Annotated in this window: 18 protein-coding genes; 9 read left to right on the top strand and 9 right to left on the bottom strand. The window is 70.8% G+C overall.

The genetic code is table 11. The features are described from left to right. Positions 1-35: 35 nt before the first annotated feature. Positions 36-458, bottom strand: a complete 423-nt coding sequence (locus ACFYQQ_RS30985; protein WP_355783496.1) for a hypothetical protein — start codon at positions 456-458, stop codon at positions 36-38. A 292-nt stretch (positions 459-750) separates the two neighbouring features. Next, positions 751-1,371, bottom strand: a complete 621-nt coding sequence (locus tag ACFYQQ_RS30980; protein ID WP_355783499.1) for a TetR/AcrR family transcriptional regulator — start codon at positions 1,369-1,371, stop codon at positions 751-753. A 111-nt stretch (positions 1,372-1,482) separates the two neighbouring features. Between ACFYQQ_RS30980 and ACFYQQ_RS30975 the strand changes: the two genes are divergently transcribed. Then, positions 1,483-2,049, top strand: coding sequence for an ester cyclase (locus tag ACFYQQ_RS30975; RefSeq protein WP_356165139.1), 567 nt, complete (start codon positions 1,483-1,485; stop codon positions 2,047-2,049). Positions 2,050-2,434: 385 nt separating this feature from the next. Beyond that, a complete protein-coding gene (locus tag ACFYQQ_RS30970) occupies positions 2,435-3,007 on the top strand; it encodes an ABATE domain-containing protein (RefSeq protein WP_356165142.1) in 573 nt (190 codons plus the stop codon). Positions 3,008-3,084: 77 nt separating this feature from the next. Here the strand turns inward: ACFYQQ_RS30970 and ACFYQQ_RS30965 are convergent, their stop codons facing one another. Continuing rightward, positions 3,085-3,552: a MarR family winged helix-turn-helix transcriptional regulator gene (locus ACFYQQ_RS30965; protein WP_355791531.1), complete on the bottom strand. Its 468-nt coding sequence runs from the start codon at positions 3,550-3,552 to the stop codon at positions 3,085-3,087. Between the two features lie 454 nt (positions 3,553-4,006). Here ACFYQQ_RS30965 and ACFYQQ_RS30960 point away from each other — a divergent pair, with 454 nt between their 5' ends. From ACFYQQ_RS30960 to ACFYQQ_RS30950, 3 genes are all read left to right on the top strand, one after another. Then, on the top strand, positions 4,007-4,471 hold the full coding sequence (locus tag ACFYQQ_RS30960; RefSeq protein WP_355791528.1) for a MarR family winged helix-turn-helix transcriptional regulator: 465 nt from the start codon (positions 4,007-4,009) through the stop codon (positions 4,469-4,471). A 116-nt stretch (positions 4,472-4,587) separates the two neighbouring features. After that, entirely contained in the window at positions 4,588-5,598 is a 1,011-nt protein-coding gene (locus tag ACFYQQ_RS30955; protein WP_355791524.1) for a helix-turn-helix domain-containing protein, read from the top strand. Positions 5,599-5,991: 393 nt separating this feature from the next. Beyond that, positions 5,992-6,978, top strand: coding sequence for a nitrilase-related carbon-nitrogen hydrolase (locus ACFYQQ_RS30950; RefSeq protein WP_355791521.1), 987 nt, complete (start codon positions 5,992-5,994; stop codon positions 6,976-6,978). Positions 6,979-7,295: 317 nt separating this feature from the next. Here ACFYQQ_RS30950 and ACFYQQ_RS30945 read toward each other — a convergent pair whose 3' ends face one another. Next, entirely contained in the window at positions 7,296-7,868 is a 573-nt protein-coding gene (locus ACFYQQ_RS30945; RefSeq protein WP_355793915.1) for a TetR family transcriptional regulator C-terminal domain-containing protein, read from the bottom strand. Between the two features lie 264 nt (positions 7,869-8,132). Between ACFYQQ_RS30945 and ACFYQQ_RS30940 the strand changes: the two genes are divergently transcribed. The 3 genes from ACFYQQ_RS30940 to ACFYQQ_RS30930 all read left to right on the top strand — a co-directional run bounded on the left by ACFYQQ_RS30940 (position 8,133) and on the right by ACFYQQ_RS30930 (position 10,871). Next, positions 8,133-8,858 (top strand): hypothetical protein, encoded by a 726-nt coding sequence (locus ACFYQQ_RS30940; RefSeq protein WP_355793916.1) that lies wholly within the window; start codon positions 8,133-8,135, stop codon positions 8,856-8,858. A 548-nt stretch (positions 8,859-9,406) separates the two neighbouring features. Beyond that, on the top strand, positions 9,407-10,129 hold the full coding sequence (locus ACFYQQ_RS30935; protein ID WP_356165159.1) for a molybdopterin-dependent oxidoreductase: 723 nt from the start codon (positions 9,407-9,409) through the stop codon (positions 10,127-10,129). Further along, positions 10,077-10,871, top strand: a complete 795-nt coding sequence (locus ACFYQQ_RS30930; RefSeq protein ID WP_356165162.1) for a cytochrome b/b6 domain-containing protein — start codon at positions 10,077-10,079, stop codon at positions 10,869-10,871. The genes ACFYQQ_RS30935 and ACFYQQ_RS30930 overlap by 53 nt, the downstream gene beginning before the upstream one ends. A 253-nt stretch (positions 10,872-11,124) precedes the next feature. Here the strand turns inward: ACFYQQ_RS30930 and ACFYQQ_RS30925 are convergent, their stop codons facing one another. Both ACFYQQ_RS30925 and ACFYQQ_RS30920 read right to left on the bottom strand, forming a co-directional pair. Then, on the bottom strand, positions 11,125-11,544 hold the full coding sequence (locus ACFYQQ_RS30925) for an organic hydroperoxide resistance protein (RefSeq protein WP_355792617.1): 420 nt from the start codon (positions 11,542-11,544) through the stop codon (positions 11,125-11,127). A 224-nt stretch (positions 11,545-11,768) separates the two neighbouring features. Further along, positions 11,769-12,797, bottom strand: coding sequence for a hypothetical protein (locus ACFYQQ_RS30920; protein WP_388905958.1), 1,029 nt, complete (start codon positions 12,795-12,797; stop codon positions 11,769-11,771). A gap of 531 nt (positions 12,798-13,328) precedes the next feature. On the opposite strand from ACFYQQ_RS30920, the gene ACFYQQ_RS30915 reads away from it, so the two are divergent. After that, entirely contained in the window at positions 13,329-13,802 is a 474-nt protein-coding gene (locus ACFYQQ_RS30915; protein ID WP_355794439.1) for a VOC family protein, read from the top strand. Positions 13,803-13,922: 120 nt separating this feature from the next. Here ACFYQQ_RS30915 and ACFYQQ_RS30910 read toward each other — a convergent pair whose 3' ends face one another. From ACFYQQ_RS30910 to ACFYQQ_RS30900, 3 genes are all read right to left on the bottom strand, one after another. Continuing rightward, positions 13,923-17,732, bottom strand: coding sequence for a S8 family serine peptidase (locus ACFYQQ_RS30910; RefSeq protein ID WP_388905954.1), 3,810 nt, complete (start codon positions 17,730-17,732; stop codon positions 13,923-13,925). A 506-nt stretch (positions 17,733-18,238) separates the two neighbouring features. After that, positions 18,239-19,003, bottom strand: a complete 765-nt coding sequence (locus ACFYQQ_RS30905) for a crotonase/enoyl-CoA hydratase family protein (protein WP_355784688.1) — start codon at positions 19,001-19,003, stop codon at positions 18,239-18,241. Positions 19,004-19,096: 93 nt separating this feature from the next. Next, a complete protein-coding gene (locus tag ACFYQQ_RS30900) occupies positions 19,097-20,059 on the bottom strand; it encodes a lysylphosphatidylglycerol synthase transmembrane domain-containing protein (RefSeq protein ID WP_356165172.1) in 963 nt (320 codons plus the stop codon). Positions 20,060-20,198 lie beyond the last annotated feature (139 nt).

The following is a 20,198-nucleotide window of genomic DNA, read 5'->3' as shown; positions in this document are numbered from 1 at the left end:
GTGAAGCCGTGTGCTCCGGGCCGTTGCTCAGGACCTCACAGTGCTCCGGCGGTTCCTGCCGCCACGGTGTCGGCGACGCCGAACTCGCTCGTGAGGATGCCGACTTGATCGGGCGGGACGGCCTGCGCCTCGGCTGCGATGCCGCTCGGCACCAGAGTTTCGGAGGCCTTGAGATTCACGGTGAGGGGCCCCCAGTCGACGACCGTGCCGTCACTCCAGGAGTCCTGCTGTGCCGGTTCGGGGCCGTGGCTGCCGCGCCCGCCGGGTGCGTCCGGCCGCTGGACCAGGGGCGGGCGGGCGACTCGGCGGTGCCGGCCGTGCCCGGCCTGCGTACCGCTGCCGGGCAGGTATCGGTCGTCTTCGGCGCGCCTGCCCCGGTGCTGGCCGGTGCCCGAGCCCACGAGGGAGCCGGCCGGTCGCATGCAGTCGGGTTCGAGGTCGTCGGTCGCGTAGGGCATGTGGCTTCTCCCTTGTGGTTTCGTGGAGGGATCGGAACGGATGCCGGCCGGTGGTGACGGGAGGAGCGGCGCTCTCCCGTCCCGGGTGGGCCGAGGTGCTGCCGGCGACTGGCTCAGGCGGTGTGCCGTCGGGCCCGGGCGTACGAAAAGTTGAACATAAGTTGCTACGCGAAGCAAATATATGGCGGGAGAGCGTGGGTGCCCAACGGCAGTGCGGCGGCGCGGGTCATGCGGCAGTCGGACCGACGGCTGCCCGTCAGCGTGCCTGGCAGGCGGTTGTTCTCGTCGGTCGCTACGCCTGCTCGTGCAGCGTGGCGACAGCCGTACGCGCGAGGAACGCCTCGGCGTGGTCCCAGGTCCAGCCGTTCTCGACCACCAGCGCGCGCCAGCTGGAGGGGCCGAACCAGAACCACAGCCAGTCCGCGGTTTCCTCCTGAGTGCCGACGGGGGCGGGGGTCAGCGTGTGGAGATGGCGGGCGATGGCGACCAGGGCGGCCCGGTAGTCCGCCGTAGCGCGCTGCCACAGCGCCTCGCCGTTCTCGTGCACCGGCAAGGCCCGGTGGATCGCCTCGTGCACCAGGAAGAGTTCCTCGTTGCCCGCGCGCGTACCTCCGGCGAGCACTCCCAGGACCGCCTCGGAGGTCCGCTGTTCGAGCACCTGGCGGACGGCGTCCTCGTAACCCGACGCGGCCACTCCGCGGGTGACGATCTGGTCCAGGACGTCGCTCTTGCTGCCCACGCTCGCGAACACCGTCTTCGACGACACGCCCGCGGCCGACGCGATGTCCGCGACGGTCACCAGCCCGTACCCACGACTCGCGAACAGCTCGGTGGCGCACTGGAGGATCTGCTCCCGGGTCCGCGCGGCGGCCTGCTCGCGCAAGGGGGAGACATAGGAGCGCTTGGGGGGCATCGCACCATCCTACGTCGGTACAGTGATGCGCTAATGATTAGGTACGCTGTTACCTCAATAGGGTGATCGCGCCTCGCGGATCGCCAGGTGACGAGAGGGTTGTGACTGATCATGGCGATGGGTGCCACCGACCTTGCCCGAGGACTCTTTCGCGTCCTGGAGACCGGAGACGCGGACCTGGCCGCCGAGGTGGTCGCGGAGGACTTCCGTAACCGCGAGGCGGCCGTATCACCCGCGGCCTGCTCGATTCCGGGCCCCGCGGGCGTACTGGCCTCCAGTGCGTGGATGCGGTCGGCGTTCAGCGAGCTGCGCTTCCCCGTGACGGAGACGGCCGGCAACGACCACCAGGTCTGGGTGCGGCTGCGTATGCGGGGACGCCACACGGGGGCCTTCGTCCGCTACCAGGACGGCGCGCTCGACCAGGCCGTACCTCCGACGGGACGCGAGATCGACTTCGAGCAGATCCACGTCCTCGAACTGCGCGACGGCAAGGTCGTCGGCCACGAGGCGGTGCGTGACGACATCACCATGCTGGGCCAGCTCGGCGTCTTCCCGCCCACCCCGGCGGCCGCGCTGCGCATGGTCGGCTGGAAGGTGACCGGGCGGGCCGCCCGCGCTGCCACCGAGGTCGCGGCGCAGGCGGCCGAAGCCGCCGCCCTCGTGCGCCAGGCCGGCTGAGGAGGCGGGCGCCCGCCGGGTGGGGATGACCCGGCGAGCGCCGCACGCGGGCAGCCGCGCGGGGGAAGCGCGACGCTGCCACAGTGCGGAGGAAGGTCGCCGCTGCCAGGTCAGGGATGCCGTTGTCGACATGGCGACATGGACGGCGACGAAGTCCGGGACGCCGAGTCTGACCGGCCCGTCGGCGGCCACTGGACGATTCGGCGCGTCACCCGCCCATGAGGTGGCGGACGGGAGCGTCACCTTGGGCGGCCACCATTTCTACGTGACGTGCGTGTCTGTACCCGAGTCCCTGCGGGCCAGCAATTTCATTGATCGCCTCGGCTCTCTGGCGTCCTGAAGTGCACTTCTTGCATTCCGGTGCGTCACCGCCCAGCATGGTGACATGATGCACGCATTCGTTGGAGGTGCCCCGGCGCTCGATTTCGCAGGAACACTGCGCTACAGGCACCGCTCCGTACCTCGTGAAGACCTGCACTCGACCGAGAGCCTCGGCGTCTGGTTCCGTGAGAGCGGTATCACCGAGTACGAGATCCCCTGCGAGCTCTCGGACCTCCGTGAGGCGCTGGTGCTCAGGGAGGCGGTCTACCGGCTGATCCTCGACCGGATGTCCGGCAACGCCTACGACCCGGACGCCCTGGCCCTCGTGAACGACTACGCCCGTCGGCCCACTCCGGTACCGCAGCTCACGCGGGCCGGCCGTCAGGTCGAGGCGTCGCTCCAGCAGGCGTTCGCCGCCGTCGCCCAGAACGCCGTCTCGGTGCTCGGCGGACCGGAGGCGTCGCTGCTCAAGGAGTGCGGCAACCCCGAGTGCTCGCAGGTCTACATCGACCGGTCGCGGGGTGCGCTGCGGGAGTGGTGCGCCATGGACCCGTGCGGCAACCGGATGAAGGCCGCGGCCTACCGTGCCCGCAAGAGGCTGAGCGGCCGTAAGGCGACGGCGTCCGTGCGCCCGTAACGACGCGTCGGCGGTTCTCGTGTCCCCCTGTCGCAGCGGGCGCGCACGGAGGCCCGACCCAAGGGTGTGACACGCCTCTACGTGGCCACCTTCTGCAAGGCGGCGGCGAGTTCCTTCAGGTCCAGGTCCTTCAGGTGGGCGAGGAAGTGGCGGCGTACGGCGGCCAGGTTCGTCGGCCATGCCTCCTCCAGTCGCGCGAGACCGGCGTCGGTCAGTTCCGCCTTCCAGCTGCGGGCGTCCCGGTCGCACTGCACGCGGCCGATGAGGTCCTGGCTCATCAGCCGGCGCACGATGCGGGTCATGCCACTGCACGACATGGCGCACGCCTCCGCCAGCTCACCCATCCTCAGCCGCCGGTCGGGTGCCTCGGACAGGTGCATCAGCGTCAGGTACTCGGTGGCCGACAGTCGCTGCTCACGGGTCATCTCACCGTCGATGGCGTTGGGCAGGGCGTAGATGAGGTGGGGCAGGGACCGTACGACGGCCTCTTCGTCCGGGTCTAGCGGGCGCACCCCTTCCGGGCCTGGTGCCGAGTTCCGTGTCACGGGCGGTCTTCCTCCTACGTGGGCAGCGCGCCGCCTCACCGGTGGCGGGGCGGCTCAGGGCCCCGCCACGGCCGGACGGCCTCGGCTGCGGAGCGTCGCACTGCGCGGGCCTGACCGGTACCGGACTGGCGGCAGACCGGCAGAGGGGTCGGGCAGTACCCATCATGCCATCATATTGCTACGCGAAGCAATGTCTTGTAGCGTGCCCCGGAGCAGTCGTGGGGCCTGCGATTCGCGGCTTGAGATTCGTGGTGGCGCGTGACAGGAAGTTCTGCGTCTGCCCCGTCTCGTTTCATCTCCCGGACTGAGCGCCCTGTAGCGAAGCGCACCATTCGGGAAACGCCGTTCGCCCCTTGGGTGTGGCGGGCGCAGAGATCTGGGTGGAACCCGTAAGCGTTCCGCCCGAATCTGGTTGCGCGGTAAATTTCCTTGGCCGAACAAGTAAAGTGGGTCCATGTCACGCGTCGCATCGCAGTCAGAGCCGTTGCAGCCCCTCACGCCGGAGGAGGAGGCCGTCGTACGGTCCCTCAGCCGCGTCATCTACACCCTGCCGCGTGCCATCGACGCCGACATGATCCGCGAACAGCGGCTCTCCCTCATCGAGTACCTGGCGATGATGAACCTCTCCGAGGCCCCGAACCGGCAGCTGCGCATGAGCGACCTCGCCGGCGCGATCGACATGTCGCTCAGCGGGATCACCCGACTGGCGAGCCGGTTGGAGGCGCAGGGACTCATCAAGCGCGTGCGCTCCGAAGAGGACGCCCGCGGTTACAACGCCATCCTCACCGACGAGGGCTTCGCGCGCCTCGAAGAGGCGTGGCCCAGCAACCTGGCCTCCGTGCGCCGCCACTTCCTCGACCACCTGACGGGGCTCGACCTCAAGAAGCTCGCGGCCGCCCTGAGCAACATCGCCACCTGACCGGACGGACCGGGCGCGCCCCTGCGTCCCGTCCGCTCCCGCGTCCAGTTCTCCATCACCTCCACCGTTCGCGGTCACCCCTGCGCGCGAACCCCTCATGCCAGGAGGACCCGGCAATGCTCGAGGCGGCTGGCCTCACCCCCGCGGAGGAGACCGTCTACCGGCTCTTGGTCGCCACGTCGACGGCCTCGGTCGAGGAGATCACGTCTCACTCCCGCTTCGCCCCCGTCGAAGCCGAGTCCGTTCTCGCCGCGCTCGTGGGCAAAGGGCTCGCCAGCACCAGTGACAGCGCGCCCGTCCGTTACGCCGCGTCCCCTCCGGACGTCACGCTGCTGCCGCGTCTGCAGCGGCGCGCCGAGGCGCTGGACGAGGCCCGGGCCGCCGTCACCGACCTCCTCGGCAGTTACCGCAGCAGCCGTCGGCACCAGGACCCCGGGCACCTCATCGAGGTCATCACCGGCGCCGAGGCGATGCGCCAGCACCTGCGCCAACTCCAGGGCAACGCCCGCCACGAAATGCTCTGGTTCTGCAAGGCCCAGTACGTGGCCATGTCGTCGGGGAGCAACCACGCCGAGTACGAGGCCCTCGCGCGCGGGGTCCGCTACCGGGTCGTCTACGAGCGGGCCTTCTTCGACGATCCCGGGGCCGTCGATAACGTTGTCTCGGGAGTGCAGGCCGGCGAGATCGCCCGCTCCGTGTCACATCTCCCGCTGCGGCTCGCCATAGCCGACCGGGAGATCGCCATCTGCCCGTTGGTGCCTGGAGGCCCGTCCGGCAGCCCAGGTGAGCCGACGGCCGCGCTGCTGCGGGGGAGCAGTCTCCTGGAGGCGCTGATCGCCCTCTTCGAGCGTTACTGGGAGGACGCCGTCCCCCTGAACATCAGCGCGTCCGGCGCCATCGACGGCGCGACAGGCGCCGATCACGACGAGGGTGCCGACGTTCTGCGGGAGACCGACCGCAGGCTGCTCGCCTTCCTGGTCGCGGGCATCACCGACAAGGCGATCGCCAGCCAGATGGGACTGAGTCGGCGTACCGTCCAGCGGCGCATCCAGCACATGATGGCCCTCGCCGGCGCGGTGACCCGTATGCAACTGGCCTGGCAGGCGGCCCGCCGAGGCTGGCTCTAGAGCCGTTCGGCGACCTGCCGGGCTGACTCTGTGGCGTGCCCAGGGGTCAGCTCCGCTTCGCAGCGGGGGGTCGGCTGGGTGCGGTCGCGCGGCCGGTTCCCGAGCGTGCGGGGCCCGGCTCGGCGAGCGCGCAGGCCCAGCGTCCACCGTAGGAGGCAGACGGTGAGAGCGAGCCCTTGCCATTCGACAGATAGGAGCATATGCTCCTATTTGTGATGCGGGCCGGTGAGGCCGTGTCGGCGACAGCAGTCGGCCGACGGCATCGCAGCAGCCCGACAGAGGGCGCACCCATCACCCCGCGGCCGATCGAGCCGCAGGTCAGTCGCGTCCCCGCCAGGGCGGCAGACGCGACCCCGGGTCATCCAGGACCGCACATCCATGAGGAGCTTTGTCATGACTGTTGTGAAGGCAGCCGCGGTACAGATCAGTCCGGTGCTCTACAGCCGCGCCGGGACGATCGAGAAGGTCGTCGCGAAGATCCGCGAACTGGGGCGGCAGGGGGTCGAGTTCGCGGTCTTCCCCGAGACCGTCGTCCCCTACTACCCCTACTTCTCCTTCGTGCAGCCCCCGTACACGCAGGCCAAGGAGCACCTGCGCCTGCTGGAGGAGTCGGTGACCGTGCCCTCCGCCGACACCGAAGCGATCGGCGACGCCGCCCGCGAGGCCGGCATGGTCGTCGCCATCGGCGTCAACGAGCGCGACGGCGGCACCATCTACAACACCCAGTTGCTCTTCGACGCCGACGGCACTCTCATCCAGCGCCGCCGCAAGATCACGCCTACCTACCACGAGCGCATGGTCTGGGGTCAGGGAGACGGCTCGGGGCTGCGCGCGGTCGACAGCACCGTGGGCCGCATCGGCCAGCTCGCCTGCTGGGAGCACTACCAGCCGCTGGCCCGCTACGCCCTCATCGCCGACGGCGAGCAGATCCACGCGGCGATGTACCCCGGCGCCTTCGGTGGTGAACTCTTCGCCGAGCAGATCGAGGTCAACATCCGGCAGCACGCCCTGGAATCGGCCGGCTTCGTCGTCAACGCCACCGCCTGGCTCGACGCCGACCAGCAGGCGCAGATCGCCAAGGACACCGGCGGCCCCGTCCAGGCGGTCTCCGGCGGGTTCTTCACCGCCATCGTCGACCCCGAGGGCAAGCTCATCGGTGAGCCCCTCACCTCCGGCGAAGGCGAGGTCATCGCCGATCTCGACCTCGCCCTCATCGACCGCCGCAAGCGCCTGATGGATGCGAGCGGTCACTACAGCCGCCCCGAACTGCTCAGCCTGAACATCGACCGCTCGCCGGCACCCCACGTCCACGAGCGCGCCGCCCGGGTCGCGCCGGACACGTACCCGGCCGAGGAGGGGCGCCCCGCAGAGGCCAAGTGAGCTGCGAACAGGGCCACTTCACACACGGAACGGCCGGCCTTGCGAGGCAGGGTCCCCGGCGGGCGCGACACGCGTCCGCCGGGAACATACGACGTCGTCCCACGCCAGGTCCGTAGACCCGCGGTGGGGCCGGGAGCTTCCAGTGTGAAGGCACCCCGGGACGGCGGCGGGGGAGCGGATGGCGAAAAGTCCCGAACGGAAGCGGCATCCGTTCCCCGGTGGATGCCGCTTGCGTTCGGGACTCGCGGTCCGTCCGCCAGGCCTGATCCGAGCCGTCCGGTGCCGAGCACCAGGACCACCAGCTCGAACGGCAGGCCTTAGCGCAGGACGACGCCGAAGACGATCGTGAAGAAGGACTCGAACGGCTTCGCCGAGCGGTCGGTCCTGGTGGCGATCAGGGTGCCTTCCCACGCGTTGAGCACGAAGGCTGCCAGGGTGGCGGCGTCCTGCGCCTTGGACACCTCGCCCGCCTCCTGGGCGTCGAGGATGGCCACCGCGAGCGCCTCGCGCCAGTAGGTGAAGCTCTCGAACGCGCTGGCCCGCACGGCCTCGCTGTGGTCGGCCACCTCGACCGCCATGTCACCGACCATGCAGCCGCGGGCGAAACCGGCCTCCAGGTTCTCGTCGCGGAGGAACTCGAAGTGCCGGCGCACCCGGGCGAGGGGGGCCACCGAGTCGTCGGTCAGCATGTCCAGCCGGCGACTGGCGCCGTAGCGCTCCAGCGCCACGACGGCCAACGCTTCCTTGCTCTCGAAGTGGTTGTAGAAGGACCCCTTGGGGGCGCCGGCGGCATCGGTGATGTCCTTCACCCCCGTCGCCGCGTACCCGTGCGAATGGAAGCGGTCGACGGCTGCCTCGATGATGTTTTCGCGCAAACTGGCCCGAGCCACGATGACGCCTCCTTGCAAGATGGTCGATCGTCTTAGGTTACCACTCGCTGTCGCGGCACCCGAGGAGTGGCCGTCCGTATCGCTGCTCGCTCACGCCGTCGCCATCGCTGTGACGTGCCAGATGGGCGATTTTTGCCCTGCTCGTGGCCCGGCGTGGGCCGTGTCACGCCCCCGGCGACCGGGAGTCCGTTGCTTTTAAGACGACCGGTCGTTATGGTCGAGTCGTCAGTCCGGAACGGACACTCCACTGCGAATGAGGACCCCATGACCGACCTCACCACCACTGTCATCGACGCCCACGGAGGCCTGGACCGGTACAGGGCGTACCGCAAGGCCACGGTCGCCTTCCGTACCGGCGGCGGCCTGTGGGGACTCAAGGGGAAGAGCGGAATCCTCGACTCGGCCACCGTGCGGGTCGGTCTCGACCCCCGTGAGCAGTACGCCAGCCACAGCCCCTTCACCGCGCCCGACCTGCGCACGTCCTTCACGGCCCAGCGCGTGGCCGTGGAGAACGACCGGGGTGAGGTGCAGGCCGAGCGGCTCGACCCGCGCGCGTCCTTCGCCGGCCACACCCTGGAGAGCCAGTGGGACGACCTGCACCTCGCCTACTTCGCCGGCTACGCGATGTGGACCTATCTGACCAGCCCGTTCACCTTCGCCTCGCCCGAGTTCAAGACCGAGGAGCTGGCGCCCGTGACCGAGGGGGGCGCCACCTTGCGGCGGCTCAAGGTGACCTTCCCCGACAACATCGCCACGCACTCCAAGGAGCAGGTCTTTTACTTCGACGAGGCCGGGCTGCTGCGCCGACACGATTACACCGCCGAGGTTCTCAACTCCGGGCCGGCCGCGCACTACAGCTTCGACTACAAGGAGTTCGGCGGGATCATGGTTCCGACCAAGCGGCGCGTCTATCCGATCGGTGAGGACGGCGCCCCGATCCGGGACATCGAGCTCGTCACGATCGACATCGACGACGTCGTCTTCGCCTGATCGACCCGAGCGGGCCTTCCGGCCCGTATGTGGACAGCAGGGGACTGCGACGCGGTGCGGAACGCTCCGGGCTCGCAGTTCCCCGTAAGGGGTTCACTTCTCCCGACCTCCCCTACGCGCTGTCGGCCCCGAGATGGCTGCACTGTGCGTCGGTCACCTGTCGATACGGTGACCAATTGCATCGCGTCGGGCGACTCACCGATGAGCCGTTGGGACGACAACTCGGGGCTCAGACCGTCCGTCCGTAACCCGCGAACCCGGCACCAGTGCCTACGGCTCGGGTGACGGTGGGCACACTGTCACCGCATTGACTGGTGACGAATCAGCGTGGCAGCATGCGTACACCACTTCAGGGGGTGACGAGTCGCTGTCGACGGAGTCTGCTGTCGACGTCGGCAACGAGCGGCGGACGTCCGCTCGCCGTCGGTGTCAGGGCAGCCGGATCGGGCGCTGCCCGGCACCCCCGCCGTACGAACCCGCGCACACCCACGGCCGGCACGGTGGCCACGTATGCGCCGCGATCGCCGCGAGGCGAAGGACTGTTGGTCATGACTGGGAAGTCGAAACGTCCGGCCGACGGAGCGCCGATCGCGCGCCGGGCCATGCTCGGCATGTTCGCCGCGGGTGCCGCCGGCCTCGCCGGTGCCCCCTATCTGCAGAACGGCTGGGAGCGGTTCCTCGCGTCCTCCTCCCAGGCCGACCCGACCGGCCTCACCGGCCTCCTGCCCAACCCGGGCGGTTTCCGGTACTTCAGCGTCGTCACGTCGGTCCCGCACAAGGACGCGACGGACTACGAGCTGACCATCGGCGGCCTGGTGGACCGGCCGAAGACCTACACCCTCGATGAGCTGCGCGCGATGCCGCAGACCCGGGTCGTCGCCGACGTGCTGTGCACCGACGGGTGGCGCGTGGACGACACGCCCTTCAGCGGCGTGAAGTTGTCGGACCTCCTGGACGCCGCGGGGGTGCGCGCCAAGGGCACGGCCGTCCACTTCACGTGCTTCGACGGCGCCTACACCGAGAGCCTCACCCTCGAACAGGCCCGCCGGGCCGATGTGTTGGTCGCGCTGGACATGCAGGACAAGCCGATCACGCACGCCCACGGCGGGCCGGTCCGCCTCTTCGTCGCGCCGATGTACTTCTACAAGTCGGCCAAGTGGCTGTCGGGCATCACGGTCACCAGCAAGGTGGAACCCGGTTACTGGGAGGAACGCGGATATGACGTCGACGGTTGGCTCGACGGGGCCGACAGGGGCAAAGCCGCGGCCTGACGCCTCCGGGAGGGTCCGGCGCTTCAGCCGCGCCGAGCGCCTGGTGCACCGCACGACCGGCTGGCTGGTGCTCGTCTGCCTGCTGACGGCCGCTTGCCTCTACATCGGGCCCCTCGCCCAACTCGTGGGCCAGCGTTACCTGGTGTCCACCGTGCACAAGTGGTCGGGGATCCTCATCCCCGTCCCGGTGCTGCTCGGACTCTTCTCGACCGAGCTGCGGGCGGACCTGCGTCGGCTCAACCGCTTCGCCGAGTACGACAGGCAGTGGCTGCGCGCCGCCCGCCACCGGCTGATGTCCCCCGGCGCGCGGCCGGCCGGCAAGTTCAACGCCGGGCAGAAGCTCTACGCGGGCTGGATCGCCGGTGCCGTCCTGGTCATGCTGCTCACCGGACTGCTGATGTGGTTCATGGGCTTCCTGCCGTTCATCTCCCGCACCAGCGCGATCTTCGTGCACGATGTCGTCGCCTGGGCGATCACGTTTGTCGTCCTCGCGCACATGCGGAAGGCGCGGGCGGACCCCGGGGCCTTGCAGGGAATGCGGACCGGATACGTCGACCGCGCCTGGGCCGCTCGACTGCACCCCCGGTGGCTCTCGGACGACCCCGCCCAGGACAAGGACCGACCCGAGTCCCAGGACAACAAGGGCCGGCTCCGGTCCCACGGTGAGGGCCGACCCGAGTCCCGGGGCGAGGACCGGCCCGCGGGCCAGGACGAAGACCCGTCCACGGAATTCAGGAACTGATTCCACCAAGGAGCCCGCGGGACGACAGGGTTGGCGCGGCAACACGGAATCGAGCGGCAGAGGCCGCCCCACCGCGGTCGGTGGGGCGGTCTCTTGCTGTCGGCAGGGCCGGAGTCGCCCCTGTGTCCGCTCGGGGCAAGAGGCGTGAGGGTCGGCGTCCTGGTGCACGGCCACGCGCAGGCCCCGCACGCGCGGGGTGCGTGTGCGGGGCCTGCGGGGCGGGGGAGGGGCCGATTGCGCCGGCCCGGTGGGGTCAGACGGCGACGGCGTTGATGGTGACGGGTATGTTGCCGCGGATCGCCTTCGAGTACGGGCAGATCTGGTGGGCGGCCTCGGCGAGTTCGGTGGCCTGCTCCTGGGTCACACCGCCGACCTGGAGGTTGAGGACGGCGGCCAGGGAGAAACCTTCGTCGCCGTGGTTCAGCGTCATGTCGGTGTCGATCTCGGTGCCGGCCAGACGGATCTTGCGCTCGGCCGCCGCGATCCGGACCGCGCCCAGGAAGCAGGCCGCCCAGCCGGCCGCGAACAGCTGCTCGGGATTGGTCGCCGTACCGGCCCCGCCCAGTTCCTTCGGCAGCGCCAGGTCGGTCTCCAGCAGGCCGTCGTCGGACCGGGCGCGCCCGCCGTTGCGGCCTTCGCCGGTGACCTTCACGTGGGCGGTGTAGTTCGGCATGACGAATCCTCTTCGAAAGACGGGGACGCGGGGGAGACCCGTACGTCGGTGAACCTCTCGGCGGGACGCTTCCTTGCGTCACCCGCTCGACCGGTGACCACATAGTGGCAATCTCGTGCGTCACCTGTCAAGGAGGTGACGCACGGAGGGTGGTGCGGAGCAATGTCGCCGCCCCGCCGGGTTTCTCCCGGCGGGGCGGCGACATTGAGGGGTCTGTATGACGGTCAGGCGGCGGCCGCGGTGCGGCGTCCCTTCAGGCGGGGACGCAGGGCCAGCGCGGTCCCGGCGACGACCGCCCAGGCGGCCAGCGTGAGCACTGGGGTGACCAGGTGTGCGCCGCCGTAGTAGCTCAGGTCGGCGATGGCGCGGACGGCGGCGCCGGGCGGCAGTAGCGCGGAGATCGCCCGGGCCCCGGCGGGCAGCAGGTCGGCGCCGATGACCGCGCCGCTGGTGGCATTGCCGACCGTCAGCAGGAGCAGCGTGGTGATCGGCAGGCCGATCGGACCGAGCACGGTTCCCAGCAGGGTCGTGGTGAACGCCGCCGAGGCCGCCAGCAGGGCCAGGACGAACATGAGGGGGATCAGGGGTGCCGGGGCGGCGCCCAGGACCGGGCCGACCAGGATCGCGCCGACGACACCCACGGCGGCCGAGGCGCCGGCCAGCAGGTAGATCCGATGGCGCAGGCGCATCGCGGCGGCCAGGCCCAGGACGTTCGAGCCGAGGACGAAACCGGCCAGGGAGACGCCGAAGGCCACGTAGAACCCGGCGAGGCCCCGCGCGTCGTGGTGGACCAGCGGGACGACGTCCTCGGTGGTGAACTGTGCGCCGGTCCCGTGGGCGTACGCGCCGACCAGGTGACTGACGGCCGAGGTGGTGGAGTTGCCGGCGGCCCCGGTGATCTGCAGGTTCAGGTGGTCGGGGGTGTCGGCGCCGAGGACCGCCACGACGTCGTGGTGTTCCAGGGCGGCCCGTGCCGTCGCGGCGTCCGCGGCGGGGTGGACCTCGACGGCGCCGCCGAGTGCCTTCTGCACCTCGCCCGGCAGGCTGGGGCCGGTGACGGCGATGGGCACGTGGTGTGGCTGTGGATCGCGCTGGAGGCCCACGTAGGACGCGATGAAGGCCGCCACGACGACGAGCGAGATCAGGAGCGGCTGGAGCCATGCCTTCAGAGGCGGTCGGCGGGGGCCCTGGCTCGATTTCGGAGCTTGCTCTGCCGTGGCGGGAAGCGTGTGCTCGCGCTCAGCAGTAGTCATGGCGTGACCTTTGGAGAGGGGGCAGGTGGAAGGGGAAGGGAGGCGCGGTGCCTCAGTTCGTGATACGAGCATATGCTCCTATCTTGGAGTTGGCAAGGGCTGCCCGGTCGGGGATGGTCGCCGTCGAGTCGTCGCAGGCCGCCCGTTGCGGCACTTTCTTCGTCCTGTTCGGTCGAACTGTCCTGTCTGTAGGTGCACTTGGGGTGCGGGATGGCGTCGGGTGGACCTCTGCTCGATGTGCTCCGTGGTGGCGATCGGTCACGGTGTCGTGTCGCGGGCGCCCGTGCGGCGGTCGCCGCCGTCGCTTGGCTGATCTGTCCGATCTTCCGGCACTTCTGGATCTTGGTCGGCCTTCTTCAAGTGTCTGACCTGGAGGGATGGCCGTTCTGTGGTCCCGCACCGCCTCCGCAGACGCCTCGGTCACTGCGTCACCGCCTTGACAGGTGACGCTTCAGGGTGCACGCTCGGCACCAGTCGAGCCGGTGACGATCCCCGCCCCGGTCATCGACCTCACGGAACCTGAGAGAAGACATGAAGCTGAAGCTCGAACTCCTCGTCCTGCCCGTATCCGATGTCGACCGCGCCAAGGCCTTCTACGAGAGGGCCGGCTTCCGCCTCGACCTCGACCGCGCTCCGGTCCCCGAGTGGCGCGCGGTCCACCTCACGCCCCCCGGGTCGGAGACGTCGATCATCTTCGGCAAGGGCCTCACCTCCGCCGAGCCCGGCTCCACGCAGGGTCTGTACCTCGCCGTCACCGACGTCGAGGCGGCCCGTCAGGGGCTCCTGGAGCGAGGCGTCGAGGTGAGCGAGGTGTTCCATGACGACAAGGGGCTCCTGTTCCACGGTCACGCGAAGGGGACCGTCACCCATGACGTACCCGGCCAGGGCCGTCTCGCCGGCCGGCACCCCGACGGCGCCTCCTACGGCTCCTACGCCACGTTCAGTGACCCCGACGGCAACGGCTGGATCCTTCAGGAGATCACGCAGCGAGCCCCCGGCCGCTGACGCGACGACCGCCCGCACGAGTCACGGCGTCGTCCCCGGGCCCTCGGCCCGGGGACGACGCCGTGACGGCTGATCCCGGGCTCTCCCTCACCCGTTGCCGGAGAGGGAGAGCCGCGACTGTCAGCGCGTGCCGGGATGCAGGTAGGCGCGGTCCACCCGCTGCTCGACGGAGTTGCCGTCGGCGTCCTTGGCGGTCACGCGCAGCGTCACGTACGCGTCACCGCGCACGCGGGACGGACGCTCCACGGCGGAGGTGAAGCCGTGGCCCTTGCGAGTCGTCGTGGCGACGACCCAGGTCCGCCCGTCGTCGTAGGACGCCTCCACCTGGACCTTGACGCCCTGTGGCGACGCCATGCCGTCCTGCATGCGCACGGCGAGCTCCAGACTGTGCGTCTTCGCCCGGCTCACCGCGTTCCGCGCGTCGACCGGTACGTCGTAGTCCACCTGGAGCAGCGGCAGCCGGGACTTCTGCGCCGTGGTGTCCGACCGGAACGCCCACGAGGTGTGGGTCCTCGTACCGAAGGCCCAGTCGCCCGAGTCGCGGCCGGTGGTGAGGTCCAGCCGGTACGCGGCGTCGCCGGCGGGGACCTCGATGTCACCCCACGCGCCGATGCCCGACTCGGCGATCTGCCGGCCGTCGCGGTACAGCCGTGCCGTGGCCAGGTCGGCCTTGCCGAAGTAAGGGGCCTCGGCCACCGAGTAGTGGACGGCGCCGGAGTCGGTGAACTCGGGGACGAACACGGACAGGGTGTCGCCCTCGCGGACCGACGGCCAGGCCGCCTCACGCGGGATCGACGGCCGCACCACGGCCCCGAACCACCGCTCCGTCGCGGTTCCGCCGGCCCGGTAGGTGTGGGGACGGTCCTGCATGCCGAGGCGTAGCACGTCGTCGGGCTGATCGGTGATGTCGTGGTGCACGGTGTGCTTCCACAGCGTGTCCCCGCTGCTGACGTACTCGGTGCGGGTCATCCCCACCGGTACGTACCGGCTGTGCTGGTTCCAGGCGGTCTCCTGGTACGGCCGCCACCCGAAGCGCTGCTCGCTCGCCCAGGCCGACTCGCCCGTGCGGGTGTAAGTGGCCTGTACGACAGTGCTGTTGCGCTTGGAGACGGTGTGCACCAGGTTCGCGGGAATCTCTCCCTTCGAGACCTGCGCCACGTCGTACAGGTAGGGGCTGCGTACCGTTCCGGAGAAGTCCACCGTCGTGGTGCGCTCACGCACCCGCTTCAGCAGGGCCGAACCCTGCGTGTACGAGATGCGCATGAGCGGCACGGCCGTTCGCGGGCCGTCCGGACGCCACCTGGTCCAGGGGAGCTCGTTCTCCGGCCACACCATCAACAGCGCCTCGGCGCCCGCCAAATGGGCCTTGCGTGCCAGCTCCCTGGTGTTCTCGGCGATCGACTGGACGCGTATGACGGCCAGTTTTCCGCGCGTGCCGCGGAACGCGGGTGCCTCGGCGGTGCCGGCGTCCGCGGCGGCCAGGTGCGCGCCCCGGTCGTCGAAGACGGCGGACTCCGGTTCGTAGTAGGGAGTCAGGGCCGGCGAGTCGCCGGGCATACGCGCCTGCAGCTGCGGGGCGACCATCTGCCAGCGGGAGTGGAACTCGAACGTGCCGTCGGTGACCGGGGCGACGCGGCTCACGTACAGGTGCTTGACGAGGTCGAACATCAAGTGGCCCTGGATCAGCCCGCGTCCGTCGATCCGGCGGTAGAAGGTGTCACCGAGCACACCTCGCTGTTCGGCCGGGCGGGGCGTGCGGATCTTCACCTCGGTCACGTCCGAGGCGTCCAGTGTCACCGTCGTGTCCTCGGTGACCTTCACGTCGGGGCTGACGATCTCACCGACCTCGGCACCGTCGGCGTTCTCGTCGTAGAAGCTGTACGTGAGGTGGTAGGTGCCCTCCTCGACGACGGCGACGGCGGCGTCCCGGTCCGTGTAGGTCACGAAGCCGTTCCCCTCGCTGCCGCCCCAGATGTTCGGCAGTGCGCCGGGCACGATACGTCCGTCACGGCCGCGGTAGACGACGGTCAGCCGGTGCTGCTTGCCCCTGACCACGAGGGCCAGCGTCGTGTGGGCCACGACGGTGCCGTCGGCCGAGGTGGCGGTGACGTACCCGTAGTACTCGCCGCGGACGGCCTTCGAAGCGTCGACCCGCAGCGGGACCTCGGTCCTCGCGCCGGGCGCCAGTTCCGCGGTGCCGGAACCGAGACGGACGGCACCCTCGGGGAGCGCGCGTCCGGCGGGGGTGGCCAACCGGACCGCCAGGGTCAGTGTCAGCGGCCGGTCACCGGTGTTGGCGTAGTGGACGGTGCCCGCGTCCGTCCGGTCCTGGTCGCCGGCCCGGAGGGTCGGCAGGGTGAGGGAACCGGTGGCGGTCACCGGACCCATGGCGGTGGCCAGGTCGACGCGACCCCCGCCCTGTTCGGTCACCTTGGTCCCGGGCACCGTGTGGGAGGTGCTGACCAGGGCGTCCTTGAGCTGCTGCGCCTTCCAGTCCGGGTGCTGTTGCGCGAGCAGCGCGGCGGCGCCCGCCACGTGCGGAGTCGCCATCGAAGTGCCGGACGACGCCGTGTAGTTGGCGTCAACGGGCTTGCCCATGGCGGTGCCTGCCGCGCGGGCGGCGACGATGTCGACGCCGGGGGCGGTCACGTCGGGCTTGGCCGCGCCGTCACCGGAACGTGGACCTCGGCTGGAGAAAGGTGCGAGGGAGTCGTCGCGGTCCACGGCACCGACGGTGAGGGCGGCGTCGGCGGCGCCGGGGGAGCCGATCGTGGCCGGACCCCCTTCGCCCGCGTTGCCGGCGGCGACGACGAACAGCGTGCCGGTCGAGGCGCTCAGGGTGTTCACGGCACGGCTCATCGGATCGGTGCCGTCGCTCGGGCTCTCCGAGCCGAGGCTCATGTTGACGACCTCGGCGTGCTGACCGGCGGCCCACTCCATGCCGTCGACGACAGCGGACTCGCTGCCGTAGCCGTCGTCCCCCAGCACCTTGCCGATCAGCAGGTCGGCCCGCGGCGCGACACCCCGCCGGGTCCCCGAGGACGCGGCACCGGTGCCGCCCACGGTCGAGGCGACGTGCGTGCCGTGGCCGAACATGTCGTTCGTGCCCGCGCTGGTGGAGAAGTTCCTGGCCTCCGCGATGCGTCCGGCCAGGTCGGGGTGGTTCGCGTCGACACCGGTGTCCAGGACGGCCACCTTGACGCCCTGGCCCTCGTACCCCGCCTTCCACGCGGCCGGCGCGTTGATCTGCGCCGTGCTGCGGTCCAGTACGGCCCTCACCCTGCCGTCCAGGAAGACGTGCGGAGCGAGGGCCGCTCGGGCGCTGTCCGTCCCCTCGGGGGCGTTCAGCGTCTTCCAGAACCGGCCCAGGTCCTTGCCGGCGATCCGCACGGACCGCGCGTCGATGCTGCTCAGGGTGCGCGCGTGGCCGGCCGGGGCGTTCAGCGCCGTGAGCCGGTCCGCCGTCGCGGCGGCGGACCTCGACTCCCGCGCCGTGCGTGCGGTGCCGTCCGCGGACGGCTGTGAGGAGACGATCAGCGGCAGCGCGGACGAGTGGGCCTCGTCGTACTTCTGGGCGATCAGTCCCGTCACGTCGAAGAGGCGGCGGTCCAGGGCGCCTCCGGTCACCAGTGCCTCGGCGTCCGAGGGCAGCACGGTCAGTGCCTTGTCGTCTCCCTCAAGGGTGCGGAAGGAGACGTGTTCGCGTCCCGGGCCCGGCCGCACCGACGCGGTGCGGCGTCCTCCGGGCACGGACGTCACGGTCACCCGGTCGCCGGTCAGCAACCGCACGGTGGCGGACGCCGCCTTCTGGCCGGTGCCGGTGAACTCCCTTGTCCCGTCCGCCTCCGTGCTGGACGAGGCGGGCGACACACTGCCCAACGTCACCACCAGCACGGTCGATATCGCCGCCGACAAGCGGATCCATGCCATCAGTCAACAACCTTTCGTACAGCACGAAGTCAGGTGCTGTACGACAGAATCTGCGCACGCCAGAGGCCTGTCAGCACCCTCGCCTGGCGAACAGGCGACATGTCGCAACGGCGACACGGACGCGGGCGCACCGCCGTGACGGTCCTGCCCGGCGGGCTGTCCGTCGGGGTCGCCTCGACAGAAGCGGCGGTATCGGGCGGGGCGGACGCGGCCACCGGGCACGGCCGTCATGGCGGTGCCGGGCGGGGCGGGGGACGGCGCCTGCCGGTGAGAACGGTGCGGACACCGCCACCCTCGAGGCGTACGTCGACCTGGACGCCACCCGGCCGATCCAGCTGCTCGACACCGACTGCGAGGCGACAGGCTGACCGGCACCCTCCCGTTCGGGTCCGCCTGTTTGATTCCCGCCGTCGGACGGGCGGACCGGCCGCCGTGCACCCGGGGACGCCGTACGCCATCGGCCGCACCCCGTGCCCGCCGACGCCGTACGCCGATCCGGTGCCGCCTCACAGGTCGGTGAACGAACCGCCCCTCCCCGCACCCGCCGTGAAGCGGGCGGCGCCCTCCACGCTCTCGTTCAGTACGCCCATTCCGTGACGGAGTTCACCGCGCAGCGCCGCCGGCTCGTCCAGGCCCTCCTGGTCGAGCACGGAGGCACGGTCGCCGCGCAGGCAGGACTGCGGGAAGCGGGCGATCTCCGCGGCCAGCGCCTCCGCCTCCGTACGCGCCCGACCTGTTGGTACGAGACGGTTGGCGAGACCGATCTCGTAGGCCTCCGCGGCGGGCACCGGACGGCCGGTGAGGATCATGTCCATCGCCCGGCTCGTGCCGATCAGCCGGGGCAGCCGCACGGTGCCGCCGTCGATGAGCGGCACACCCCAGCGACGGCAGAACACACCGAAGACGGCGTCCTGTTCGGCCACCCGCAGATCGCACCAGAGCGCCAACTCCAGTCCACCGGCGACGGCGTGCCCCGCGACCGCCGCGACGACCGGCTTCGACAGCCGCAGCCGCGTGGGTCCCATGGGCCCGTCGCCGTCCTCCGCCACCCGGTTGCCGCGTGTGGTCCCGATCGCCTTGAGGTCGGCGCCCGCGCAGAACGTACCGCCCTCGCCCCACAGCACCGCCACCCGCGCCGACTCGTCCGCCTCGAACTCCCGGAAGGCGTCGGCGAGCGCGGCGGCCGTGGGACCGTCCACCGCGTTGCGGGCCTCGGGCCGGGACAGGACGACGGTGGTGACGTGACCCTGACGTTCGATCCGTACCGGCATCGGCCGCTCCTCTTCCCGTTCGACTCCCGCTCGGATGCGGCAGGTTACCCGGGGTGCGCCGAGCCGCCCGGTACGCCCGCTCCGCTCCGGGCGTCAGATCACCCGCAGCCGTACCAGCGCGCCCAGCGTCAACGCCCCCGGGAGCAGCGGCAGCCACACGGTGATGATGCGGTAGCCGAGGACCGCCGCCGTCGCCAGGGCCGCCGGACTCCCCGCGGCCACGAGCGTGACGATCAGCGCCGCCTCCACGGAACCGATGCCGCCCGGAACCGGCACCAGCGCCACGGCGACCGTCGCCGCCAGATACGCGACGGCCAGATGCGCGGGCGGCACCGGCACGTCCAACGCCCGCCCCACCGCGGCCAGTCCGGCCGCCTGGAGCACCGGGAACGCCAGCGCTCCGCCCCACAGGGCGAACGCCCGCGCGGGACTGACGTGGACGGACCGCGCCTCACCGAGCGCGGTGCGCAGGAAGGAACCGACGGCCGTCCGCACGCGACGCACGAGAAGCAGCACCGCGGCCACGGCACACACGGCCGCGGCCCCGGCGAACAGCAGCGGGCCGACCGCGTCCGACGGCACGAGTGTCCCCGGCCGCAGTGCGTCCGGGAACACGAGGAGCAGCACGAGCAGCAGGCCCAGGCGGCTGACCGACTCGGCGAGCAGATACAGCGCGAGGGCGGCGGAGGCGCGGGGGAGCGGCACACCGCACACCGTCATGAAACGGAGGTTGACCGCGCCCGCGCCGAGCCCCGTCGGCAGCAGGTGGTTGGCGGCGCCCGCCGCGAACTGCGCGGCGAGCAGCCGGCGCGCGGGCAGCCGCTCGACGACCGCGCCCTGCCGGGTGAAGGCGGCGGCCACCCAGGTGAGACAGGTCGCCGCGGCGGCCACCGCCAGCCACGGCCACTCGGCGCCCCGCAGCTGCCCGAAGCCCTCCTGGAGCACCGAGCGGTGACGCAGTGAGACCCACACCACGAGGGCGATCGGAAGCAGGCACAGGACCTTGCGGACCGGCACGCGTCGGGGAAGCGATTCGGGAAGGGATACGGCAGTCACATCCGGAGAGGTTTTCCACACCGCACCAACGTGGGGTTGCGCGCGCGAGGACGCCGGCTGACACGCTGGGCAAGGCGCGGAGGAACCGTACGCCGACCCCGTACGGCCCGGTGTACGAAGAACGGGTGAACGGGCCGGA

The organism is Streptomyces sp. NPDC005496 (genome assembly GCF_042872045.1).
Taxonomy (GTDB): Bacteria; Actinomycetota; Actinomycetes; order Streptomycetales; family Streptomycetaceae; genus Streptomyces.
This window is presented reverse-complemented; position numbering and strand designations above follow the sequence as displayed.